Source organism: Massilia sp. LjRoot122, from assembly GCF_964252725.1.
GTDB lineage: Bacteria > Pseudomonadota > Gammaproteobacteria > Burkholderiales > Burkholderiaceae_D > Telluria.
Genome location: NZ_CAXUPB020000001.1, coordinates 2,013,375 through 2,035,871, shown reverse-complemented (window position 1 = coordinate 2,035,871; position 22,497 = coordinate 2,013,375). Strand labels below are relative to the sequence as shown.

Genomic DNA, 22,497 nt, shown 5'->3' with positions numbered 1-22,497 from the left:
CTTTTCTCCTATTTCACCAGCCGCGCGACCGGCACGTTGATGCTGTCCAGGTTGAGGTGGCCGCCCTTCCGGGTGGCGCGATCGACGGCCTTCAGGTACAGCGTTTCTCCCTTGTACGCCGCCGCATCCCAGAATACGCGCTGGTACTGTTCGAAATCCAGCCCGGTGGCCTTCATCAGTTCCCGATTATCCGCCGCACGCACCAGCGCCAGGTACAGGCGCTCGCTGTCGCGGCCACCGGAGATCAGGAAGTTGATCTGGCCGTCGCCGCCCAGCACGAAGCGGCTCGACTCCATCACGCCGACGGCGCCGTCGCCGTCCGGCACCCCGGCGCCGGCGTAGTGGCAGGCGTCCGCCGGACGATGATTGCCGTAGTAGCCCACAGCGCCGTCGACCAGGGTCTTGCGGCTGATGCCCGCAGCCGAGAATGCCGTCCCTTCTTTCACGGTCCAGCCGGACAGGTCGCAGGCGGCGAAGTCGCCGTTGGCCAGGCCGGTCCTGAAGGCGGATGCCGGGTCGAAGCGGATGCCCGCCGGCGCCGCCGGCACCGGCGGCTTGCCGTCCTTGGCATTCAGCGGCCAGACCTTGAGCGAGAGCACGCGGTCTTCCGGCGCGGCGAGCAGGTCCAGGCCGAGCGAGTCCAGGCGTGCCGGGAACACGCGGCTAGTCAGGCTCTTGCGGTCGTTGACATAGGCTTCGACCATCGAGCGGTCCAGGTAGACGCGCAGGCGCAGCGGTTCACCGTTCAGGGCAAAGTCGCCGCCCTGCACCCCGTGCGAGCGCATGTCCGGATCCAGCGTGGTGCGGCTGCGGTCGATCTCGAAGCGGGCGCGCGCGGTGTCCACATACAGCGCGGTCTGCTCGCTGCCGTCGGGCGACTTGCGCAGCACCAGGCCGCGTTTGGCCGCCACGCCGGCCGCAGGCAGCAGTTCCAGCTCGACTTCGATCACGTCGCCGCCGGCCCTGGCCAGTGCGGCGCGGGCCTGGTCCACGCTGACGTTCTCCAGCGAGAGGGTGGGCGCCTGGCGCAGCGCCTTCAGTTCGTCGATGGGCTTGAGGCGCAGGTCGCCATCCGGGCCGATCTTCATCTCGACCGGCAGGCCGGCGTTGTGCGCCCAGCCGGCATCCCAGTCGATCTGCGCGGTGCGCTCGCCCTGGGCGATCGACATCACGATGCTACGGCCGGTCTTCGGGTCGACGAAACCGGACGGACCGGAAAAATGACCTTCGCCCAGGTCGAATACGCGTGGCGCTTCCGAGTCGGGTGTGAAACGCGCGCGGTCCGGATCGAACACGCCGGTCCAGTAGTAGCTCTGCGCACCGATATCGTTGAGGAAGACGTGGCGTTCGCGCCCATCGACACCCTTCCCGATCGGCAGCAATACCGGCAGTTCGAAGGTCTTCTCGAAGCCCGGGTACTTTTTCGCATCGATGGTGAACAGCGGGCCACGGTAGGTCCAGTTGATCAGGTCCCTGGACTCGTGGATCATCGCCATGCCGCTGCCGCCCGGGATGCGCGAACCGACCAGCTGGAACCAGCGCTTGCCTGCCTCGTCGCGGAACACGAAAGGATCGCGGAAGTCGCCCGTGTAGCCCGGACCGCTCTGCTGCAGCGTGACCGGCCTCGGATATTTTTCCCATTCGAGCAGGTAGGGATCCTGCAGGTTTTTCGGCGTGGCCAGCGCGCTGCGTTCACGGATGCGCTCACTGTCGTTCCCGGCAGTGAAGAACAGCACCGGGGTGCCGTCTTCCTTGAAGGCCGCACTGCCCGACCAGATCCCGTCCGGCGCCAGGCTATCGTCTTCCGGCGCGATGGCAATCGGCTGCTCGCGCCAGTGCACCATGTCCGGGCTGGTCCAGTGGCCCCAGTGGATCTGGTGCCAGAAGGGTCCGAACGGATTCTTCTGGAAGAACAGGTGGTACTGGCCCTGATAATAGAACGGCGCATGCGGCTCGTTCATCCAGCCCGAATCGGGCATCGCGTGGTACTGCGGCCGATGGCGGTCGCCGTCGAAGGTCGCGAGCGGCACCTTCACGTCGTCCGGATGCAGCGCGGGCGCCTTGCCGCCGCGCGCCCCCAGGTCGTCCGCGATCACTTTTGCCAGCAGCGCGGCATCGGCCGCGCCGGTGCCGATCCGCACCTCGTCCATCAGGCCCAGGTAGGTATTGAACCGGAACACGCCTGCCACCGACAGCGGCTGCGTATGCCGTCCGACCGTCAAGCCCGTTGCGGGCACGGTGAAGTCGCCCTGCGCGGGCGCGGCCCGGCTGGCAACCTGCACGCCGTTCAGGAACAGGCGCGCCATGCGGCTGACCGGATCGTAGGTGGCGGCGACGTGGGCCCACTGGTCGCGCGCCAGCTTGCGGTCGCGCACGCGCAGGTCGGTCACACTGGAACCGAAGCCGAGCTTGACGCCCCAGCTGCCGTGGCGGTGGATACCGAACGAAAAGCCCTGCTTGCTGGTCTCGTCGAACTGGCTGAGGACTGCGGAATAATGGTCGCCGTCACCCCATTCGAAGGCATGGGGCGCAACCCAGGCCGACAGGGTCAGGCCGCCGCGCACCTGGGCCGCGCTCAGGCCGGGTGCGGCGATATCGGTCGAATAGCCGTCGAACAGCAGGCAGCCGCCCTTGATGCACTTGGCCGGTGCGCGCCAGAGCGGATCGGAATCGGGCTTGAAGCGGGCGCGCTTGAACACGAACTGCACGCTGTCAGCGCGGCCGCTGAGACGCTCGCGCGCCGCGCCGCCAGCCGCATCGTCCAGCGCCCAATGCGCCAGGCCGTCCGGCACGGCCGGCATCGCCCTGGCCGCAACGGGCGCAGGCGCCGCGCCACCGGGCGCCGCGGTGGCGCCGCCGCATGCCGCCATCGCAAGCGTCGCCGCCATCGCAAGCGTCGCCACCAGCGCCACGCTCCCCTGCGCCACGAGCCGTGTGCGCAGTCCCCTGTCGTTCTTCATACCTGTCTCCTGTTGTTATTGTCCACCGTTGTCATTCCGGTGTCAAAAATCCGGCCAGCGAATAGCGTCCCTGCGCCAGGGTCAGCGGAATCGGATCGGTGATGCGGCCCACGAAAGCGCCATCGGGGCCGGTATCCTCGAATGCCATCAGGCAGTCCCCTCCGGTGACCGGATCGTGCAGGATCTTGCCGGCGTAACGGCGGCAGGGCACCGCGCCGTCGAGGAATTGCTCGGCCGGGCGCCATGGTCCGAGCGGATGGTCGGCCACCAGATAGGAAGTGCCTGACACGCCGCCGTCGTAGGCCTCGAGCATCGCCGCCGACCAGTGCTCGCGGATATTGCAGAACGTACAAAACCACTGGCCCTCACGCGCGAATACCTGCGGAACTTCCAGCTGGCCGTAGTGGCCGCCCTCGTACACGGGCGCGGTCGCCTCCCAGTGCACGAGGTCGGGCGACACCGCGTGGCCGATCACGCCGCGCGCGTATTTGTCGCCGTCCTTGCGGCGGGCGGTGAAGAACATGTGGTACATGCCGTCGATCTTCTCGGGCAGCACGTAGGGGTCGCGCAGGGCGCGGTCGTGCCAGCGGCCTTCCGCATGCTCTTCATAGAAGCGCTCGTCCAGGTCCAGCGCGAGGCCGGCGCCCAGGCCGCAGTCGACCCGGGTCCACGGGCCGTGGATCGCGGGCGCGGTGGCGTGGCCGATACGCTGGCGCATGCCGTTCTCGGCGCGGCACGTACCGGTATAGAACAGGTGGTAGCAGCCTTCGGCCTTGATCACCGAGCCGGTCCAGGTGGTGTAGTCGTCCCAGGCCGGCGCAGCGGATGGCTGGAACACGGTGCCCTTCACCTGCCAGTTGCGCAGGTCGTTCGACACCGCATGGCCCACCGAGACGTTCCAGTGGCGCAGGTCCGGGTTTCCGATGGCGCGGTCGGCCTGCAGGTAGAACAGGTGCTGGATCCCGTCTTCGGCATAGTGCCAGAAGTCCCAGATGAATTTGTCGTCGATTTTGAGGGTCATTGTCGTTTGGAGAAAGGTTAGCCTTTGATGCCCGTTCCCGCGACCGAGGCCACGAACTGCCGCTGGAAGGCCAGGAATACCGCCAGCACCGGGAAAGTGATGACCGTCGCATAGGCCATGATCTGGCCCCATGAGTTGCTGCGGCCGAAGAACTGCTGGATGCCCGGCTGGACCGGCCGGAAGCTCTCCGACTGGATCACCATGATCGGCCACAGGTACTGGTTCCACGCGCCGATGAACAGGATGATGGCGGCGGTAGCGATCACCGGGCCACTGTTGGGCATGATGACGCGCAGGTAGATGGTCCACGGCCCTGCCCCGTCCATCTTGGCCGCTTCGTCCAGCTCCTGCGGGATATCGCGGAAGAACTGATAGAACAGGAAAGTGCAGAAGGCGTTGGCGACGAAGGGAATGATCTGCACGTGCAGGCTGTTGAACCAGCCGGTGCGCAGGGCGAGCATGCCCTCTTCGAAGGACAGCCAGGGCAGCTGGGCCACCAGCGACAGCAGCGGGATCGAGATCACTTCGAAGGGCACGATCACCAGCGCCACCACGATGCCCAGTACCACGTGGCGTCCGCCCCAGCGCATGCGTGCCAGGGCATAGGCCAGCATGCTGTTGAGGATCACGCCGGCCACCACGGTGCACACGGCGACGATGGTGGAATTGAGCAGGAAGCCCGGCAGGTCGCTCTTTTCGAAAATCGCACGGTAGTTGTCCAGCGACCAGCCGGGACCGGGCACATAGCTCGACCAGTGCGCCAGATTATCGAACACCGCCGTGTCGCCCTTGAAGGACGCCGCGAACATGAAGGCGAGCGGCATGGCGAAGATCACGCCCAGCGCCGTCATCATGGCCAGCAGCAGGGTCTTCCTGATCATGGTCTGCGTGGGCTGGTTCATGTCTTGCCTCCGTTTCCGCCCAGGCGGCGCTGCAGCAGCGACACGCCGAGCACGATCGTGAAGAACACCAGCGTGATGGTGGAGCCGTAGCCGATGTCCTGTTCCTCGAAGCCCTTGCGCACCGCGTGGTAGACCACGGTCGAGGTCGAGTCGAGCGGCCCGCCCAGCGTCATCACGTCGACCTGGGTGAAGAGGCCGAACGCCAGCAAGGTGGTCGAGACCAGCACGAAGATGATGGTGTTGCGCAGGCCCGGCAGGGTCACGTGCACGAAGCGCTGCCAGGCATTCGCGCCCATCAGCGTGGCCGCCTCGTACTGTTCGTGGGGAATCGACTGCAGGCCGGCCAGGAACACCAGCATCTGGAAGCCTGCGCCCTGCCAGGCCGACATCAGCGCGATCGATGGCAAGGCCAGGCTGGGGCTGCCCAGCCAGTCAGGGCTCAGCTCGGGGTTGCCCAGCAGGACGCGCAGGATGGCGTTGATCAGGCCCCGGTCGGTGTTGAGCAGGAAGGACCAGACGATCGAGGCCACCACCATCGAGGTCACCACCGGCGCGAAGTAGACGGTGCGGAAGAAGATCCGGCCGCGCAGCTTCTGGTTGACCAGGATCGCCAGCCCCAGGGCGGCACCGCACTGCAGCGGCAGCACCAGGATGGCGAACAGGAAGGTGTTGATCAGCGAGCGGTAGAACAAGGGATCGCGCGCGGCCAGCACGTAGCGGGTGTCGCCCAGCTCGAGCTGGAAGGCCGGGCGGTAGCCCGCCAGTTCGGGACGCGCCTGCCGCGTCTCGCGCCAGGTCGGATAGCTGCCGGTTTCCTTCTCCACGCTGAGCGTCTGCACCGACAGCAGGCGCACGTAGTTGTCCAGGCCGATGAAACGGGTCGGCTCGGGCGACACCAGCCGGTGGTTGGTGAAGGTGGCGGTTGCCGCCAGCAGCAAGGGCAGCAGGATGAAGCTGGCGAACAGCAGCATGGCAGGCGCCGCGAACGACGCCACGTCCCATGCCCTGTCCTGCCCCAGTCGGGCTGTCGTGCGCAGTGTCATGGCTGTGCTCCGGCGGTGAGTTTGGACGAGAACCCGTAGCCGTTGTTGCGGGCGATATTATGTTCGATCGCTTCGACCGCTTCGTCGAGCGCTTCGGCCGGGTCCCTCCCTGCGCGCAGGTCGGACATGGTCTTTTCGAACACCGCCGAGATGGCCGGATAGGCCGGCGTGGCGGGACGCGGCACCGCGTAGCGCTGGGCGAATTCGAAGAAGATGCGGCGCGCACCGCCCTCGCGATAATGTTCGGTGCGCGCGGCCGCGGCGGCGCTGACCGGCACGTGGCCGGCGGCGCGCGACATCTCGGCCATTTCCTCGATCGAGATCATGTGGCTCAGGAAGGCCGCCGCGCCCTCGGGCTGGCGGCAGTCGCGCGAGATGGCCCACTGCCAGGAAGCGGCGCCGATGCGCGGCCCCTTGCCGAAGTCGGGCGGCGGCATCACCACCAGGTCGCGGCCGAAGATGCGGTCGTAGTCGTCGGCCTTCCACGAGCCGGTATAGTGGAACAGCGCGCGGCCCTGCTCGAAGGCGCGGTCGTCCGCCGGATTGCGTTCGGCCAGCCGCTCGCTGAACAGCTGTGCATAGTAGCGCGCCACGCCTTGCGCTTGGGGGCTGTTGAGGATGCCGTCAACGCGCAGGTAGCTGCCACGGTCGATCAGGTCGGCGCCGGCGCTCTGCAGCCAGGGCGAGAATGCATAGCTCAGCCACTCGGCGCGCGAGCGGCCGTTCATATCGAGCGGAAACCGGTAGGCTCCGCCCTGCTTGACCTTGACCAGGATGTCGTGGAATTCCTGCGCACTGTAAGGCTGTCCGATGGTGGCGATGCGCACGCCCAGCCGGGCCAGATCCGAACGGCGCGAGAACAGCGCCAGCACCACGTCGAACTGGCCCACGCTGTACAGCTTGCCGCGGTAGGTGCCGCGCCCGCCCGGCAGCAGGCGCTCCACCGCCGCGGCCGGCAGCAGATCGTCCAGCGCGCGTACATGGCCGGCCCAGGCAAAATTGGGGACGGTCGGCTGGTCGATCGCGATCACGCAGGGCAGCTGGCGCACCAGCGAGGCCGCCGTGATGGCGCCGGTGTAGGTAGCTTGCGGCATGCTCTGCATGACCACCTTCCACTTCGACTGGCTCGCATTGAAGCGGGCCACCGCGGCGCGCCCGGCCGCCATTTCGGCGTCGCCGGTGTCGTGGCGCCACATGCGGATTTCAATCGGCGCGGCGGCGCAAGTCAAGGCCGGCAGCAGCAGCGCGATGGCGGCGAGACAGGGTTTCATGCGCCTTGTCCTTTCGGCGGCCTGGTCACGGTGCCACGCTCGACCGGGCGGCATGGGAGCAGCATGGTGCCGGCGGAGGCGTCACCCGCGAACGCATGGCGTGCGGCCTGCTCGCCCATCTCCCGATACGGCAGCGCGACGGTGGTCAGGCCTGGATCGAGCGCTTCCGAGATCAGGCGGAAATCGTCGAAGCCGACCACCGACACATCGTCGGGCACGCGCAGGCCGCGGCGCTGCAGGATGAAGATGGTGCGCATGGCCATCTTGTCGTTACCGCACAGGATGGCGGTGGGCCGGTCGCCGGTGGCGAACAGGCGGTCGATGGCGTCCTGCAGGTGGCTGAACTCCGCATCGGGAATCGGCGCCGCGCCATGCTGCAGCCACTCGGCGCGCGGCGTCACCCCGTGCTCGGCCATCGCCCGCAGGAAGCCCTGGAAGCGCAGCTCGGTCGCCACCATGTACGGAATCAGCTGCAGCAGCGCGATCTTCTTGTGGCCGGCATTGAGCACCAGCTTCGCGGCCGCGTAGCCGCCGCCCTCGTCGTCCGGCACGATCTGCGGATAGCGGGCCGGCGTCTCGAAGCAGTTGGCAAGCACCGTCGGGGTCGCGCCCAGGATCGGCTCGAGCGTGACCTGCGCATGGAAAGGCGTGGCAAACATGATGGCTTCGACGCGGCGCTCGCGCAGGTCGTTCACCAGCCGGCTGGCGTTCTGCGCGCGGCCGCCCGTCTCGCCGATCAGCAGCATCTTGCCCAGCTGCTCGCAGACCGACTGGATGCCCTTGATGATTTCCGAGGAATCGGGCGAGGTGGTGAGCTGTTCGGCGATCACCGCGACCAGGTCGGTCGGACGGCCGCGCAACATGCGCGCCGCCGCCGAGGGCGCAAAGTCGAGCGCCTGCATGGCCTGCTCGATCTTCTTGCGGGTCTTTTCCGAGACCGAGCTGGCGTCGTTGAGCACGCGCGACACGGTCTTGATCGACACCCCGGCCTTCTCGGCCACATCGTGAATGGTTGACACTTCCCCTCCGTCTCCTGCACAAAACAGCCGGAGCGCCGTTTTGTCCATCGTTGTCATTTTTAGGTATGGTAGTTCGGAAGAATCCGCGGGTCAACAAGAAAATTTTGCTTGCGCGACAGTTCTGGCACCACCAGGCGGCAGTACAACTCGGACGGCTCACCGGTCCAGATGATCGCGTTCTCGTTCGCTAGAAAAAATGTGGAAAATTTTTCCTAGATGCGGGGGTCGATCCGGTTGCGGTCCATGTCGGGCTGGTCACCCGGTAGCGCCCCCGATGAAGATCGGGTGACGCAGCGCTTCGCCGGGGAAATGTGCGGCATTTCGAACAAGGGATTAAGTTCGATGCCGCACGAGCGCAAACACCATCCCCGCGCCCAGCATTGCCGCGATGACCCAGAATGCCATCCGGGTTCCACCAGCCGCTCCAAGCGCCCCTAGTGTCACCGGCAACAAGGTCTGGCTCGCATTGATCAGCATCGAGCGAATGCCGATCGCTTCGCCACTGCGCCCCGGCGGCGCCGTATGCGCGATGGCGCTCATGATCATGGGGAAGGCGCAGCCAAGGGCCAGGCCCAGTGTGAAGGCCAGGGCCAGCAATGGCATCAGGGTGGAAAAGAACGGAAACACCGCATACACCGCCGCGCTGAGCGCCAGCGCGCCGGCAAGCACCTGCCATTCAGCGAAGCTGCGCGCGAGCCGGGGGATGAAGAGCCGGACGACGAAGGTACCGACGCCGAAGGCACCCATGACCAGGCCGATCGTCGAGGCGGACAGGCCGATCCGGTCGCCATGCATCGGCATCATGAAGGTGAACAGGTCCCAGCCCATCGACAGCAGCGCACTGACGATCAGGACGGCGCGCAGCGGCGCATGGCGGACCAGGTCGGCGACCCGCGCCTTGCCCGCTGCCGGCGCCGACACAGGGACCGCGGCCAGCGCTGTCCGTAGCCTGCCGAGTACTGCCAGCGCCAGTACAGGCAGAATCGCCAGAACCAGGAAGGTCCATGCCGGTCCGGCCAGATCGAGCAGGAAACCGGCGATCACGGGGCCGGCGATCGTCGACGCCGAATTCCCGAGCGACAGCAAGGAAAAGCCGCGCACCCGCTCGTCGGAGGTGAAACCCTTGCCGACCGCGTTGTGGATCGCCAAGTGAAGCAGCATGAAGCCGCTGCCCAGCAGGATCGCGCTCAGGCCCAGGCTGGCCAGCGCCGGAAGCGAGGCCAGCAGCAGCCCGGCGCAGAGCATGGCCAACGCGGCCAGGGCGGGCCTGACGGCGCCGCTGCGGTCGGACCAGCGGCCGGCATGCACGGCCAGGCACATCGGCACCAGCGCCAGCAGGCTCACCACCAGCCCGACCTCGAGCGGGGTGCCGCCGAGCCGGATGGCGGCCAGCGTCAGCGCGACCCGGCCGCCGGCGAATGCCGTGTGCGCCAGCACCATCAGCGCGACGAGTGCGGGCAGGTTCACGCGCCGTCGAAACGCATGGAAAGATCGATGGCCCGGATATCCTTGATCAGGGCGCCCACAGAGATGCGGTCGACCCCGGTGGCGGCCAGCTCGGGCAAGCGCTCGAGGCTGACGCCGCCGGAAATCTCGAGACTGCAGCGGCCGGCCGCCATCCCGACGGCCAGGCGGATTTGCTCCAGCGGCATATTGTCGAGCAAGACCATCGTCACCCCGGCGCCCAGGGCCTCCTCGAGCTGCGCCAGGGTTTCGACTTCGACCTGGATGAAGCTGGCCCGCTCGGCGTATTGCAGGGCCGCCGCATAGGCCGCGGCCAGGCCGCCGGCCGCGCTGATGTGGTTTTCCTTGATCAGGATGGCGTCATGCAAGCCCATGCGATGGTTGTGCCCCCCGCCGCAGCGCACCGCATACTTCTGTGCGACGCGCAGTCCAGGGATCGTCTTGCGCGTATCGAGGATGCGCGCCGGGGTGCCGGCCACGGCCTGCACGTGCCGTGCCGTGCTGGTCGCCACCGCGCTCAGGGTTTGCAGGAAATTCAGGCAAGTGCGTTCGGCCGTCAGCAAGGCGCGCGCGCTGCCGCTGACCTCGGCGACCAGCCCGTTGGCGCGGCAGCGCCCGCCCTCGTCGACGTGCCAGTGCACCGTCGCGCCGGGAGCGGCCTGCCTGAGCGTCTCCATGACCCAGGGCCGGCCGCAGATGACGGCGTCTTCGCGGCAGACGATGGTCGCATGCGCCGTGCGCCCGGCCGGCACCAGGGCTGCCGTCAGGTCACCGCTGCCGACGTCTTCCTCGAGCGCGCGCCGGACGTCGGCCTCGACCTGTTGCAGGAAATGCTGGTCCATGGGTCTGCGTGGATCAGATAACCACGCCGCGCGGAATCGGCATGCCGTACAGTGAGCCGGCATACGCCGCGTAGACCGGATCGTCGACGTTGCAGGCGTGTCCCATGGCCACCGACAGGTCGCGCCAGGTGCGCTGGATCGGATTGGTGACGCGGCTGGCGTTGCCGCCCGCATGCTTGAACACTTCGGCGGCGGCCTCGGCGGCGCGGCGCACGGCCCGCACTTGGTTGACGCGCGCCTTGTACTTTATCTCCTTGGTCACCTTGCCGCCGGCCACGACGAACTTGTAGACCTCGCCGACCTCATTCAGCACGTGCTGGCAGGAAGCGTCGATGTCGGCCAGGGCGGCGCCGAGCGAGGCCATGTGGTAGGGATTCTGGGTCTGCTTGACGCCCATCCGGGTCACCCGGCCGCCGGTGTATTCGGCGAAGTGGTTCACCACGCCGGCGGCGATGCCCAGCGTGGCGGCCGAGATCGCGCCCGGGAAGAACAGGTCGAAGGGGATCTGGTACAGCGGGCTGTCCGGGCGATGGCGCCTGGCATACTCGCAGTCGTTCAGCGCCTGCACGTCATAGGTCCGGTACTCCGGCACGAAGACTTCCTTCACCAGCACGTCCTTGCTGCCGGTGCCCTGCAGGCCCATCACGTTCCAGGAATCCTGCAGGATCTCGTAGTCGGCGCGCGGCAGCACGAAATGGGTCAGGACGGTGAATTCGCCGGCCGGACCGTTCTCGCTTTCGGCAAGACCGCCGAGCACTGCCCACTTGCAATGGTCGGTGCCCGAGGAGAACGGCCACTGGCCGCTCAGGATATAACCGCCCTCGACGCGGCGCGCGCGGCCGATCGGGGCATAGGGCGAGGCGGTCCAGGTGTCGTGGTCCTGGCCCCAGACTTCTTCCTGCATGCGCGGGTCGCCCTGGCCAAACTGGAAGGGGTGCACGCCCACCACCGAACCGACCCAGCCCAGGGACGAGGCCTTCGAGGCCAGTTCGATGACGGCCTGGTAGAACTCGCGCGGGTCGGCTTCATAGCCGCCGTATTGCTTCGGCTGCAGCATGCGCACTAGGCCGCTGTCGCGGATCAGGCGCGCGCCGTCGTCCGTCACACGGCCCAGTTCGATGCTGGGGACTTCCTGCTGGATGAAGCTGTCGATGTTGCCAATGATGGTTTCTCGTACCGGATGCATGATGCACTCCTCAAAATCGGTGTATTGCGATGTAAGCGATGTGGTGTGAAGGACTGCGGCCTTAGCGCGGCGGCGCCTCGTCCAGCTTCAATGCGGTCAGTTCCGCGTGCTGGCGCCGGTGGCCCCAGCTGCTCGGCTTGTCGTAGGTGCGCGGCATCCACAGGTCGTGGTCGACGTCCAGCCCGCCCCAGCCGTATTCGAGGCGGAAGCCCGAGGGCGTGTACATGTAGAACGAGACCATGTGGTCGTTGCTGTGCTTGCCGAGCGTGGTGGTGATCGGGATCTCGCGCCGTTCGCAGAGGTCGTGCGCGGTGCCGACGTCGTCCAGCGCGTTCACCTCGATCATCAGGTGCAGGAAGGCCACTTCGCGGGTCGGCAGCGCGCTGATCGCCAGCGAGTGATGGCGCCCGTTGATATGGTAGAAGTGCGCCACCAGCGGGCCGTCGCGCACGATGTCCGACGGATGAAAACCCAGTACCTCGCGGTAGAAGCGGTCGCCCTCTTCCAGGTCGTTCACCGCCAGCACCACGTGGCCCAGACCCTGCTCCGCGGTGCGGAAGCCCGAGATGGCGCGGCCCGGGTGGAAGGCGGCCACCGTGTGGAACTGGCCCCAGCTCAGCTCGTGGCGGAAGCCCGACGGATCCTTGAACCAGTAAAAGCCCTCGACCTTGCGTTCGGCGCATTCCTCGGCGCCCGCACGGCTCACGTCGATGCCATAGGCAGTGACGCGCTCGGCGACCGCAGCGGCGCCGGCTTCGTCCTGCACGCTCCAGCCGATGTAGGCCACCGCATTGCGTTCGCCCGGGTGGATCGTGATGCGGTGGGCGGCTTCGTCCAGCCGCAGGCGCACCGCACCGTCCGGGCCGTGTCCTGCCAGTTGCAGGCCCAGCACTTCGGGGCCGAAGCGTTCCCATTCCAGGTAGTTGGGGGAACGCACGCCAAGATAAGCAAGCGACTTGATCATCCGCTGTCTCCTCGTTTTATTGATTCTAAGCTCTAGAATATTCGTTCAACCCAGGCGAATACCGGCCCGGGTCTCGTCTCATGGTTCAGGCAGCCTGTTTCACGGCGACCGGATTACCTTCGATGAAGGAATCGATCACGCGGTTGAACTCGTCGGTGTGCTCGAGCTGGACCCAGTGGCCGCAGCGGTTGACGATGTAGGCGCGCGAGTTCGGAATGGCGCGTGCCAGCACCAGCGCCGAATTGAAGTGCACGGTGCGGTCGTCGCGGCCGTGCATCAACAGGGTCGGGGCGCCGATGGTGGCCACGCGTTGCGGGTCGAGCCGCACCATCGGCTTGCCGTGCCCGCTCTTCCAGCCTTCGATGTGGTCCGGACGCGCCAGGGTGGCCTTGACGCGCTCGGCCAGCAATTCGTCGGTCACGTGGCGGGTGTCGAAGGCCATGCCCTCGACGAACTTGCGCATGGTCTCGATCGACGGATTGAAGTAGGCGGCTTCCAGCGCCTTGACGCCTTCGCTCAGGCCGGCCGGATCGAAGACGCCCGGCACGCCGGCCGAGGAACCCATCGTGATCAGGTGCGACACCAGTTCCGGGCGTTCGTAGGCGAGGCGGATGCACGAGGAACCGCCCATCGAGTTGCCGACGAAGGCAGCCTGGGTAATGCCGAGCGCCTCGAGGAACTCGGCCAGGGCGCCGCTATTGTCGCGCTGGTCGTAGGTGACGGCCTGCGACTTGCCCCATCCAGGCAGGTCGATGGCGAGCACGCGGTATTGGCGGGCCAGGGCCGCGATGTTGGGGTTGTAGTTGCTCCAGGCGGAGGCGCCCGGCCCGCCGCCGTGCACCAGCACCAGCGGATGGCCCTGCCCCGCCTCGTGATAGTGGATGTCCCAGTTCCTGGTCTTGATTCGCTTGCTAGTGTTTTCTTCGGTCACGATCGCCACGTCTTCCTCCATTGAGCATCAAATCGGTTGCCTGACCCATGCATCGCACGTCGATGACAGGGTGGTCAACGCATATTAGCTGAATACTCGTTCTAGAATCAACATATTATTTTTGCGCGATTCGAGGCCGGGATGGCACAGCGGGGGAAGGAAGAAGGGAGAGCGTCGGGGGCGGCACCGTGGCGGGCAATGCCATGGTGCCGGGTCGGAAAAGCGGGGATTCAGGACTTGGCGAGGTCGGCCCTGGCGGCGCGTGCGCCCTTGGCCGCCGGCTTGCGCGCGCCTGCAGGCAAGCCGGCGGCGGCTTGCTCCACCAGGTGCACGAGACTGGCCGCGAGCATCGGGCGGAAGGCCTTGATCGCTTCGCCGGCGGCGCCGGCGATCGCGTTTCCGTCTTGCAGGGCCAGGGCGAATCCGCTGAGGCGGTCCGGCAGCTCAGGGTCGTGCTCGCTCAGTGCCTGCGGCAGCGCCTTGCGCCACCAGGACGCGAATTCGGTCCGCTGCAACTGGCGGATCTTGAGGAAGCGCTCGCGCGCCACCTGTTCGCGCACCGACTTCTCCACGCTCAGGATGACCCCCAGGCGCCAGAAGTCGGCCGCATCGTACTGCCGCTCCGCATCGCCGGCGAAGACACGGGCGATGTGCTCGGCGAAGCTTTCGCCGGCCTTGGGCTCGTGCGTGGCCGCGACCTGGCTATGCCAGCGCGCATAGCTGGTGTCGATCAGCGCCGCCAGCAGCATGTCCTTGTTCTCGAAATGCCAGTAGACGCTCCCCACCGGCAGTTCCGCTTTCTTCGCCACCTTGGCCATGGTCGCGCCGCTGTAGCCCTCGTCGCGCAGCACCTCGAACGCGGCATCGAGGATGCGCTCGCGCGAAGCGGCGCTGGTGCGGTGTTCTCCGGAACGGCGGGGACGATCGATCATGGACATAAGCTGACTCAGGTAACAAGGAAGAAAAATGGTAACACGGGAGTTTGTGGATCAACCACCGCAGGGGAGGAGAAAACCGGCGGCGGCACGCACGGCGGAGCGCCTGGCGCCAGTGTCCATGCGGCCCGCGCCGTATTCATGCCGCGGCAGCATAGCTGAAATGAGGGTTTTCGCGTTGCTTCGCATGCCACGATCACAAAAAATGGGGCATGCCTCACACGTCAAGGAAACACATGAACAAACTGCAGCTCTCCGTGGCCATCGGGAACTATGACCGTTGCCGCCCCCTGATCGACGGCGCCGTCCAGATCGACGGCGTCGCGCCGGTCTTCATGACGCTGTCGCCGGAAGAAATTTTCTTCCGCGCCTTCCGCGCCGAGGAATTCGACATCTGCGAGCTGTCGCTCTCCAGCTCCACCGTCAAGGCCGCCGCCGGCACCCTGCCCTACGTCGGCGTGCCGGTGTTCCTGTCGCGCGCCTTCCGCCACACCGCCATTTACGTACGCAGCGACCGCATCAAGCGTCCCGAAGACCTGCGCGGCTGCCGGATCGGCCTGCCCGAGTACCAGCTCACGGCCAACGTCTGGGTGCGCTCGATCCTGCAGGACGACTTCGGCATCGCGCCATCCGATGTGACCTGGGTGCGCGGCGGAATTTCGCATGCGGGCCGCCCGGAGAAGATCAAGCTGGCGCTGCCGGCCGACGTGCGCCTGGAAGACGCGCCCGAGGGCGAAACCATCTCCAGCCTGCTGGCCAAGGGCGAGATCGATGCCTACGTCGCGCCGCGCGCGCCCGACGTGGCGCCGGGCACGCCCAACATCGGCTGGCTGTTCCCGGATCCGGTTGCCGCCGCCAAGGATTACTTCCGCCGCACCCGCATCTTCCCGATCATGCACATCCTCGGCGTGCGGCGCACCCTGGCCGAGCAGCATCCCTGGCTGCCGGGCGCCGTCTTCAAGGCCTTCAACCAGTCCAAGCAGGTGGCGTTGGAACACCTGAGCGAAACCTCCGCCACCAAGATCACCCTGCCGTTCGCCGAGGAGCGGCTGAAGGAAGCGCGCGATCTGATGGGCGAGGATTTCTGGTCCTACGGCATCGACGACAACCGCCACGTGCTGGAGAAGTTCTTCGACCACCATCACCGCCAGGGCCTGTCCTCGCGCCGCGTGACGCCCGAAGACCTGTTCCATCCGGGCACCTTCGAATCATTCAAACTGTAAGGCGCGCCATGAGCCGGTCCAATCCCGATCCCACCCCTCTCTGGCACGCCGCCCACCTGGCGCCGCTGTGGGACAGCCCGAACGCGCACAAGCCGCCCCCTCCGCCTGCCGGCGCCCACATCTGGCGCTGGGAAGACACCCGTCCGCTGGTCGACCTGGCCTTCCAGGAGACCTCGCCGGCCGCGGTGCAGCGGCGCGTGCTGCAGATGCTCAGCCCCCACGCAAGTTCGCTGGCCGACGAGTTCACCTGCGGCAGCGTGCTCGCCGCCCTGCAATGCCTGCTGCCCGGCGAGACCGCGCGCCCGCACCGCCACACCATGAACGCGCTGCGCTTCCTGCTCGAAGGCGCGGGCGCCGTGACCCTGGTCGACGGCAAGGAATGTCCCATGGCCTTCGGCGACCTGGTGCTCACGCCCGGGATGTGCTGGCACGAGCACCGTCACGACGGTGACGAGCCGGTGGTCTGGCTTGACGTGCTCGACGTGCCCCTGCACCAGCATCTCGGCACCATCGTGTTCCAGCCGGGGCCGATCGGCGAGCCCCCGCTCACCATGCCGGACGCCGCCTTCGCCTCGCCCGGCATCGTTCCGCACGTGATCGAGGGACGGCGCGACCATTCGCCGCTGTTCCGCTATCCGTACGCGGATGCCGTACGCGCCCTGCAGCATGCGCCACGCTCGCCGGACGGCGCGCGCCGGGTGCGCTACCTCAATCCGCTGAACGGCGCCGGCGCCATGCCCATGCTCGATACCGCCATGCTGCAGCTCGACGCCGGGGTGCGCACGCTGCCCGCCCGCACCAACGCCAACCTGGTCTGCACCGTGGTCGCGGGCCGCGGCGAAACCCGTGTCGGCGACCAGCTGATTGCCTGGGGCCCGCGCGATACCTTCACCCTGCCGCAGCACAACCTGGTGTCGCACCACAGCGACAGCGGGGCGCGCCTGTTCGTCGTCTCCGACGCGGACGTGCTGCGCCGCCTCGGCCTGCTGACCGAAGAAGTCCAGGCAGCCGCCTGACACGCATCACTCAAAGAGATCATCATGAAAATCTGCTGGTACAACCAACAACAGCTGGGCGTCGTCGACGGCGGTCGGGTATTCGACGTCAGCGCCGCCCTGGAAGCGCTGCCGCGCCCGTCCTACCCGGCCGCCGCCCCGGGCGACCTGCTGGTCGCCCACCTCGACGCCGTGCGCTCCGCCATCGCGCGCCTGCTGCCCTCCGCCACCTCGATTGCGGTGGAGGAGGCACGTTTCCTGAGCCCGGTGGCCAACCCGGGCAAGATCATCGGCGTCCCGGTCAACTATGCCGACCACGTGGCCGAAGCCAACGCCGACCAGGCCACCTTCACCGACCGCTACAAGGGCGAGGTGCGCCAGCAGGGCCTGTTCCTGAAAGCGTCCAGCGCGCTGGTCGGTCCGGCAGCCGGCGTGGCCCTGCGCTTCCCGGAACGCCTCTCGCACCACGAGATGGAACTCGGCGTGGTCATCGGCAAGACCGCCGCCAACGTGCGGCTCGAGGACGCGCTGGACTACGTCGCCGGCTATGCGATCGCGCTCGACATGACGGTGCGCGGGCCGGAAGACCGCTCGCTGCGCAAGTCGGTCGACAGCTACGCCGTGCTCGGCCCCTGGCTGGTGACGGCCGACGAGATCGGGGATGCACAGAAGCTCGACATTCGCCTGGACGTCAACGGCGAACCGCGCCAGCGCGCCAACACCGCCGAGATGCTCATCGGGATCGCCGAGCAGATCGCCTGGGCCTCGCGCTACTACACCCTGCATCCCGGCGACATCATCATGAGCGGCACCTGCGCCGGGGTCGGACAGGTACTGCCGGGCGACGTGATGGACTGCGAGATCGCGGGCATCGGCGCGATGCGGGTCGCCGTCAGGGCGGCGCAGGAGTAGGCCATGAACGCCCCGCTCCCTACCATGACCGCCGCCGGCCAGGCCCTGCTTCAGGTAAGGCTGCAGTCGGTCAGCCATGCCACGCGCGACATCCAGGTGTTCGAATTCGTGGCCCTGGACGGCGCCCCCTTGCCGGCCACCACCCCGGGCGCCCACGTCGACATCCACCTCGCCAACGGCATGACGCGCTCGTATTCGCTGCTGCATGCCGACGCATCGCCGCAACGCTACCTGGTCGGCGTCAAGCGCGATCCGAACAGCCGTGGCGGTTCACGCTACATGCACGAGGAACTCCGGGTCGGCACGACGCTGGCGCTGTCGCAGCCGCGCAACCATTTTCCCTTGCGCGAAGACGTCCAACACACGGTCCTGATCGCCGGCGGCATCGGCATCACCCCGATCCTGTGCATGGCCGAGCGCCTGGAACAGCTCGGGGCCTCGTTCGAGCTGTGGTACGCCAGCCGCTCGCGCACCGACCTGGCCTTCCTGCCCGAACTGGCGCGCTTCGGCGAGCGCGTGCGCCTGCACGTGGACGACGAGGCGAACGCGGTGCTGGACATGGCCGCCATCGTCGCGACGGCGCCTGCGGAGACCCACTTCTATTGCTGCGGACCGGGTCCGATGCTGGCGGCCTATGAAGCCGCGACCGCCGCGCGCGCACCCGAGACCGTCCACCTGGAACGCTTCGGCGCCTCGCAGCCCATCGTGAAGAGCGGCGACGGTTTCGTCGTGGCGCTGGCGCGCAGCGGCGTCGAGCTGCAGGTGCCGCCCGGCGCGACCGTGCTGCAGGTCCTGGCCGGAAACGGCATCGCCGTCGATTCGTCCTGCGAAGCCGGCATTTGCGGCTGCTGCGAGGTCGCCGTGCTGGAAGGCGAAGTCGATCACCGCGACGAAGTCCTGACACCAGCGCAGCGTGCCGCGAACAGGTCGATGATGGTGTGCTGCTCGCGTGCGAAAGGCGAGCGGCTGGTGCTGGACCTCTGAGCCGGCCACGACATTTCCGCTTCCTCCTTCAGCCGGGCATTGCCCGGCTTTTTTTGCGTGTCGTCATAGGAACTTCCAAATGCAAAAGGGCCCGCTGCGTACAGCGGGCCCTTTTTCACTTCCAACCTTCGACTACGCAGTTCAGCGCACCCCGACCTTGCCGGCATCCAGCGCCGCCAGCTTCTGCTCGTCAGCCTCGCGCGCCTCGTCGGTTCCGGCCGTGTAGACCGGCAGTTCCTGGTCGAAGCGCTCCGCACTGAAGTAGTAGGCGATGCCGCTGATGACGCACAGGCCGCCGAAGAAGGCCGCCACCAGTACCGGGTCGCCACCGCCGCGCAGGGCCAGCAGGCCGGAGGCGATCATCGGCGCCAGGCCGGAACCCAGGGTCGAGGCGAGCTGGAAGGTCACGGCGATGCCGCTGTAGCGCACGTCGGCCGCGAACTTCTCGCCCATCCAGGTATTCACCGGGCCACCCAGCATCGCCTGCACCACGGGCAGCGCCAGCACCAGGGCAAGGATCAGGGCGCCCAGGCTGCCCTGGTTCACCAGCAGGAAGATCGGCCAGGTCAGCACCGCGCCGAGGATGGCACCGGTGATCAGGAGCGGACGCCGGCCGAGGCGGTCGGACAGCGCGCCGAAACATGGCATCGTGAAGATATGCAGGAGGTTGGCCACCGTCATCGCCAGCAGGGAATCGGTCCGGCTATGCCCCACCGTGACGGCGTAGTTGAGCAGGAAGGCCGCGCCGAAGGTGGCGAAGGCCAGCGGGGCCAGGCCGCCGATCACGCCGGACAGCACCTGCAGCCGGTTGTGGCGGAACACGGTCACGACCGGCAGCACGCTCACCTTCTTGCCCGAGGCCAGGCGCTTCTTGCGCGCTTCCTCGAATTCGGGCGTCTCGTCGAGCTTCATGCGAATGACGATGCCCAGCACCAGCAGCAGCGCGCTGAGCAGGAAAGGCACGCGCCAGCCCCAGGCCAGGAAGTCTTCGTTCGGCAGCTTCGAGAACATCATCATCACCATCGTGCCCAGCAAGGCGCCGCTGGGGCCGCCCGATGCGACGATCGATACCGCCAGCCCCCTGCCCTTGGGCTTGGCGTGCTCCATCGACATCAGGGTCGCCCCGCCCCATTCGCCGCCGATGGCGAAGCCCTGGACCAGGCGCAGCACCACCAGCAGGACCGGCGCCATGACGCCGATCTGCTGGTAGCTCGGCAGCAGGCCGATCAGCACACTGGCGCCGCCCATCATCATCAGCGTGATCATCAGGATCTTCTTGCGCCCCAGGCGGTCGCCGTAGTGGCCGAACACGACCGCACCCAGGGGACGGGCGAAATAGCCGGCCGCAAGGGTCGCGAAGGCCGACATCGTTCCCAGCAGCGGGTCCATGCTGACGAAGAAGATGTGCGGGAATACCAGCGCCGCGGCGACGCCGTAGAGCAGGAAGTCGTAGTACTCGAGCGTGGTGCCGAGGTAGCTGGCGATGACGGCGCGGCGCCGGCTCTTCGCCATTTCGGTCGGATTGGAATGGTCAGCCATGTCAGTTCCGCAGTGAGTTGATCGAATATCGTGGGTTCAGCGGCGGCCCTGGCCATCGGCCTGGTCCGGGTCGCTGAAGATGGTGGGCAGCATCTTGAAATCCTCGAGCTTGCCCATCGGGGCGCGCATCCTGAGCATCGGCAGGTAGTAGCGGATGTGCGCCAGCAGCAGGATGATGTTCATGTACAGGCACCAGACCGCCATGTAGGTGCTGAAGATGCGCTCGTAGCGGAAGTTCAGCGCGATCGAGTTATGGAACACCATGTACGAGACCGGCAAGGCCACGGCCAGGGCGAGCGGCACGAACACGTTGAACACAAGGCACAGGCCGACGACCAGCTCGACCGTCTTGACGAGATCGAAGAGGCCGACTTCGAGCAGGGATACCAGCATCACGTTCGAGGGATGCATATTACCCAGCGGCTGAGGGAAGATCGGCTGGTAGCCGAACACCGAGAGCAGGTGGCTGGCGCCGCTGACGATCATCCAGGCGCCGAGCATGATGCGGAAGAAAATCAGGACGAGTTTGCCGATGAACCAGATATCGAGCTTGTTGGTGGTGCCGGTGACGACACGGGTTGTGACTGCCATGATGCTTGTCTCCATTACGATTGGTGTGGTTCAGCCCTGCGCGGGCTTCAACCCGAGGTCGACGGGCCGGGCGAGGCTGCTGTCGGCGCACGAGGCGCCGTCCGCCGGCTGGGCGATGGTCTTGCGCCAGGCGATGCGGCCGTTGGAGGTGCGGAACATGTCGATCACTTCCTGCGCCGGCGCGTTGCCGCCTTCGACACAGTGGTGCACCACCACGTTCAGGCCTTCGGCCACCACCTGGCGCACGGTGGACTTCAGCGGACCCGTGTCGCTGCGGTAGAGCGCACGCGGGGTCACGTCGATGGTTTTCTTCGTGTAGTACAGCCTGGCCGCCTCGGCCACCTGGCCGCGCCCGTAGGCGGTATCCATATAACCCGCCACGACTTCGCGCGGCATCAGGCCCACGCCAGGGCCCTTGTCGCCGTACCAGCGCGGGTTGAAGTGCAGGTCCTGCGCCACGTAGGCAGTCAGCAGAAGGCCGAGCGCCACCGAGATGCTGTTCAGTTTCTTGTCGCTGATCATTCCACGTACCTCCCGCATGTCTGCGCTGCCTGATTGGGTTGATGGTTCTTGCTCACAATGTCTCCTGGTTTAATGATTTTTATATGATGCGGGGGTGTGAAACGCAATGCCGGCGCGCCGTCAGCGGGCACCGTCCTGCTCCTGGTAGAGCCGCCACAGGTCGTCCCCATGCCGGCTGAAATAGCGGGTGCGCAGCGGCGCGGTCGACGCACGCAGCAGGTCCAGTTCCGCCGGCGCCGGCGCATGGATGGCCAGGCCGTGCCGGGCCAGCTGGGCTTGCGCCTGGCGGGCTTCTTCGCGCGCGGCGCTGCGCTGGAACCGGCCCGCCTCGCTGGCCGCCGCCCGGATGACGCGCTGCTGCGCCGGGCTCAGGCCCGTCCATGCGGCGGGATTCGCCACCAGCACGAGCGGACTGTAGGAATGCCCGGTGAGGCTCAGCGACGATTGGACTTCGTGCAGGCGGCCGGCCAGGATCTGGGATATGAAATTGTCTTGCGCGTCGACGCGACGCGTCTTCAATGCTTCGTATAAGGCGCCGAAGGGCAAAGGAATCGGATCCGCGCCCATGGCGCGCGCACCCTCGACGAAGACCGGTTCGCCGATCACGCGCAGCTTCAGGCCGCGCAGATCGGCTGCGCCCTTGACCGGGGCACCCGAGGTGGTGATCTGGCGGAAACCGTTCTCCCACCAGGCCAGCCCGACCAGGCCGCCCTTCCCGTTCTCCAGTCGCGCCAGGAGTGCGTCGCCGAAAGGCCCGTCGAGCAGCGCATCGGCATGCGCCTCGTCGCGCACCAGGAAGGGCAGATCCAGCAGAACGAAGTCCGGCGCCGCGGCGGCCAGGCCGGTGCCGGCCACCAGCATCAGGGCCGGCGCGCCCCGGGCGCCCGAATGCAGCGCTGCGAGCTGCTGCGCCGGCGTGCCGGGCAAGGCGTCGGTACGCACCCGCACCCGCATCCTGCCTTCGCTGCCGCTCTCGACCAGCTGCGCAAACCTGCGCATTCCCTGGCGCACCGGATGGTCGTCCGTCAGGTAAGCGCGGTAATCCGCGATGTCGAGCTCGCGCACGGCCGGCTGCTGCGCGGCTGCCAGAGCGGGCGCCAGCAAGCAGGCGCCGAGCAGTGGGAGAACGCGCCGGGCCAGGCCGGACACGCGGGCGAAGAGTGCGTCTTGCATTGTTCTACTCACTACACTAT

The 22,497-nt window shown here is 67.1% G+C and carries 20 protein-coding genes; 4 read left to right on the top strand and 16 right to left on the bottom strand.

The window, feature by feature from the left end; genetic code table 11:
• Positions 1–8 precede the first annotated feature (8 nt).
• The 12 genes from ACSQ25_RS09075 to ACSQ25_RS09020 all read right to left on the bottom strand — a co-directional run bounded on the left by ACSQ25_RS09075 (position 9) and on the right by ACSQ25_RS09020 (position 14,535).
• Positions 9–2,960, bottom strand: coding sequence for a GH32 C-terminal domain-containing protein (locus ACSQ25_RS09075; protein ID WP_436105363.1), 2,952 nt, complete (start codon positions 2,958–2,960; stop codon positions 9–11).
• A 31-nt stretch (positions 2,961–2,991) separates the two neighbouring features.
• The gene (locus tag ACSQ25_RS09070; protein ID WP_436105362.1) at positions 2,992–3,981 is read right to left on the bottom strand and encodes a hypothetical protein; all 990 of its coding nucleotides are present in this window, start codon (positions 3,979–3,981) and stop codon (positions 2,992–2,994) included.
• A gap of 17 nt (positions 3,982–3,998) precedes the next feature.
• Complete coding sequence (locus ACSQ25_RS09065) at positions 3,999–4,883, bottom strand: carbohydrate ABC transporter permease (protein ID WP_436105361.1); 885 nt, start codon at positions 4,881–4,883, stop codon at positions 3,999–4,001.
• Complete coding sequence (locus ACSQ25_RS09060) at positions 4,880–5,926, bottom strand: carbohydrate ABC transporter permease (RefSeq protein ID WP_436105360.1); 1,047 nt, start codon at positions 5,924–5,926, stop codon at positions 4,880–4,882. The genes ACSQ25_RS09065 and ACSQ25_RS09060 overlap by 4 nt, the downstream gene beginning before the upstream one ends.
• A complete protein-coding gene (locus tag ACSQ25_RS09055; protein WP_436105359.1) occupies positions 5,923–7,197 on the bottom strand; it encodes an extracellular solute-binding protein in 1,275 nt (424 codons plus the stop codon). The genes ACSQ25_RS09060 and ACSQ25_RS09055 overlap by 4 nt, the downstream gene beginning before the upstream one ends.
• Positions 7,194–8,216, bottom strand: coding sequence for a LacI family DNA-binding transcriptional regulator (locus ACSQ25_RS09050; RefSeq protein ID WP_436105358.1), 1,023 nt, complete (start codon positions 8,214–8,216; stop codon positions 7,194–7,196). The genes ACSQ25_RS09055 and ACSQ25_RS09050 overlap by 4 nt, the downstream gene beginning before the upstream one ends.
• Before the next feature lie 333 nt (positions 8,217–8,549).
• Entirely contained in the window at positions 8,550–9,683 is a 1,134-nt protein-coding gene (locus ACSQ25_RS09045; protein WP_436105357.1) for an MFS transporter, read from the bottom strand.
• Complete coding sequence (gene nadC / locus ACSQ25_RS09040) at positions 9,680–10,522, bottom strand: carboxylating nicotinate-nucleotide diphosphorylase (protein WP_436105356.1); 843 nt, start codon at positions 10,520–10,522, stop codon at positions 9,680–9,682. Before nadC ends, ACSQ25_RS09045 begins: the two co-directional genes overlap by 4 nt.
• Before the next feature lie 13 nt (positions 10,523–10,535).
• Complete coding sequence (locus ACSQ25_RS09035) at positions 10,536–11,708, bottom strand: hydroxylase (RefSeq protein WP_436105355.1); 1,173 nt, start codon at positions 11,706–11,708, stop codon at positions 10,536–10,538.
• A 61-nt stretch (positions 11,709–11,769) separates the two neighbouring features.
• Entirely contained in the window at positions 11,770–12,672 is a 903-nt protein-coding gene (locus tag ACSQ25_RS09030; protein WP_436105354.1) for a VOC family protein, read from the bottom strand.
• 85 nt (positions 12,673–12,757) lie between these two features.
• Positions 12,758–13,612 carry an alpha/beta fold hydrolase gene (locus ACSQ25_RS09025; RefSeq protein WP_436105353.1) on the bottom strand — a complete coding sequence of 285 codons (855 nt, stop codon included), beginning with the start codon at positions 13,610–13,612 and terminating at the stop codon, positions 12,758–12,760.
• A gap of 221 nt (positions 13,613–13,833) precedes the next feature.
• Positions 13,834–14,535: a TetR/AcrR family transcriptional regulator gene (locus tag ACSQ25_RS09020; protein WP_436105352.1), complete on the bottom strand. Its 702-nt coding sequence runs from the start codon at positions 14,533–14,535 to the stop codon at positions 13,834–13,836.
• A 239-nt stretch (positions 14,536–14,774) separates the two neighbouring features.
• Here ACSQ25_RS09020 and ACSQ25_RS09015 point away from each other — a divergent pair, with 239 nt between their 5' ends.
• From ACSQ25_RS09015 to ACSQ25_RS09000, 4 genes are read left to right on the top strand one after another with little or no spacing between them, the layout of a single operon-like run.
• Positions 14,775–15,761 (top strand): ABC transporter substrate-binding protein, encoded by a 987-nt coding sequence (locus tag ACSQ25_RS09015; RefSeq protein ID WP_436105351.1) that lies wholly within the window; start codon positions 14,775–14,777, stop codon positions 15,759–15,761.
• Positions 15,762–15,769: 8 nt separating this feature from the next.
• A complete protein-coding gene (locus ACSQ25_RS09010; RefSeq protein WP_436105350.1) occupies positions 15,770–16,777 on the top strand; it encodes a cupin domain-containing protein in 1,008 nt (335 codons plus the stop codon).
• Positions 16,778–16,801: 24 nt separating this feature from the next.
• Entirely contained in the window at positions 16,802–17,668 is an 867-nt protein-coding gene (locus tag ACSQ25_RS09005; RefSeq protein WP_436105349.1) for a fumarylacetoacetate hydrolase family protein, read from the top strand.
• 3 nt (positions 17,669–17,671) lie between these two features.
• On the top strand, positions 17,672–18,652 hold the full coding sequence (locus ACSQ25_RS09000; RefSeq protein WP_436105348.1) for a PDR/VanB family oxidoreductase: 981 nt from the start codon (positions 17,672–17,674) through the stop codon (positions 18,650–18,652).
• 141 nt (positions 18,653–18,793) lie between these two features.
• On the opposite strand, the gene ACSQ25_RS08995 is transcribed toward ACSQ25_RS09000, so the two are convergent.
• The 4 genes from ACSQ25_RS08995 to ACSQ25_RS08980 form a co-directional block, all read right to left on the bottom strand.
• The gene (locus ACSQ25_RS08995) at positions 18,794–20,191 is read right to left on the bottom strand and encodes an MFS transporter (protein ID WP_436105347.1); all 1,398 of its coding nucleotides are present in this window, start codon (positions 20,189–20,191) and stop codon (positions 18,794–18,796) included.
• Positions 20,192–20,227: 36 nt separating this feature from the next.
• The gene (locus ACSQ25_RS08990; RefSeq protein ID WP_436105346.1) at positions 20,228–20,782 is read right to left on the bottom strand and encodes a DoxX family protein; all 555 of its coding nucleotides are present in this window, start codon (positions 20,780–20,782) and stop codon (positions 20,228–20,230) included.
• Between the two features lie 30 nt (positions 20,783–20,812).
• Positions 20,813–21,304 (bottom strand): hypothetical protein, encoded by a 492-nt coding sequence (locus tag ACSQ25_RS08985; protein WP_436105345.1) that lies wholly within the window; start codon positions 21,302–21,304, stop codon positions 20,813–20,815.
• A gap of 120 nt (positions 21,305–21,424) precedes the next feature.
• Positions 21,425–22,477, bottom strand: a complete 1,053-nt coding sequence (locus ACSQ25_RS08980; RefSeq protein WP_436105344.1) for a DctP family TRAP transporter solute-binding subunit — start codon at positions 22,475–22,477, stop codon at positions 21,425–21,427.
• Positions 22,478–22,497 lie beyond the last annotated feature (20 nt).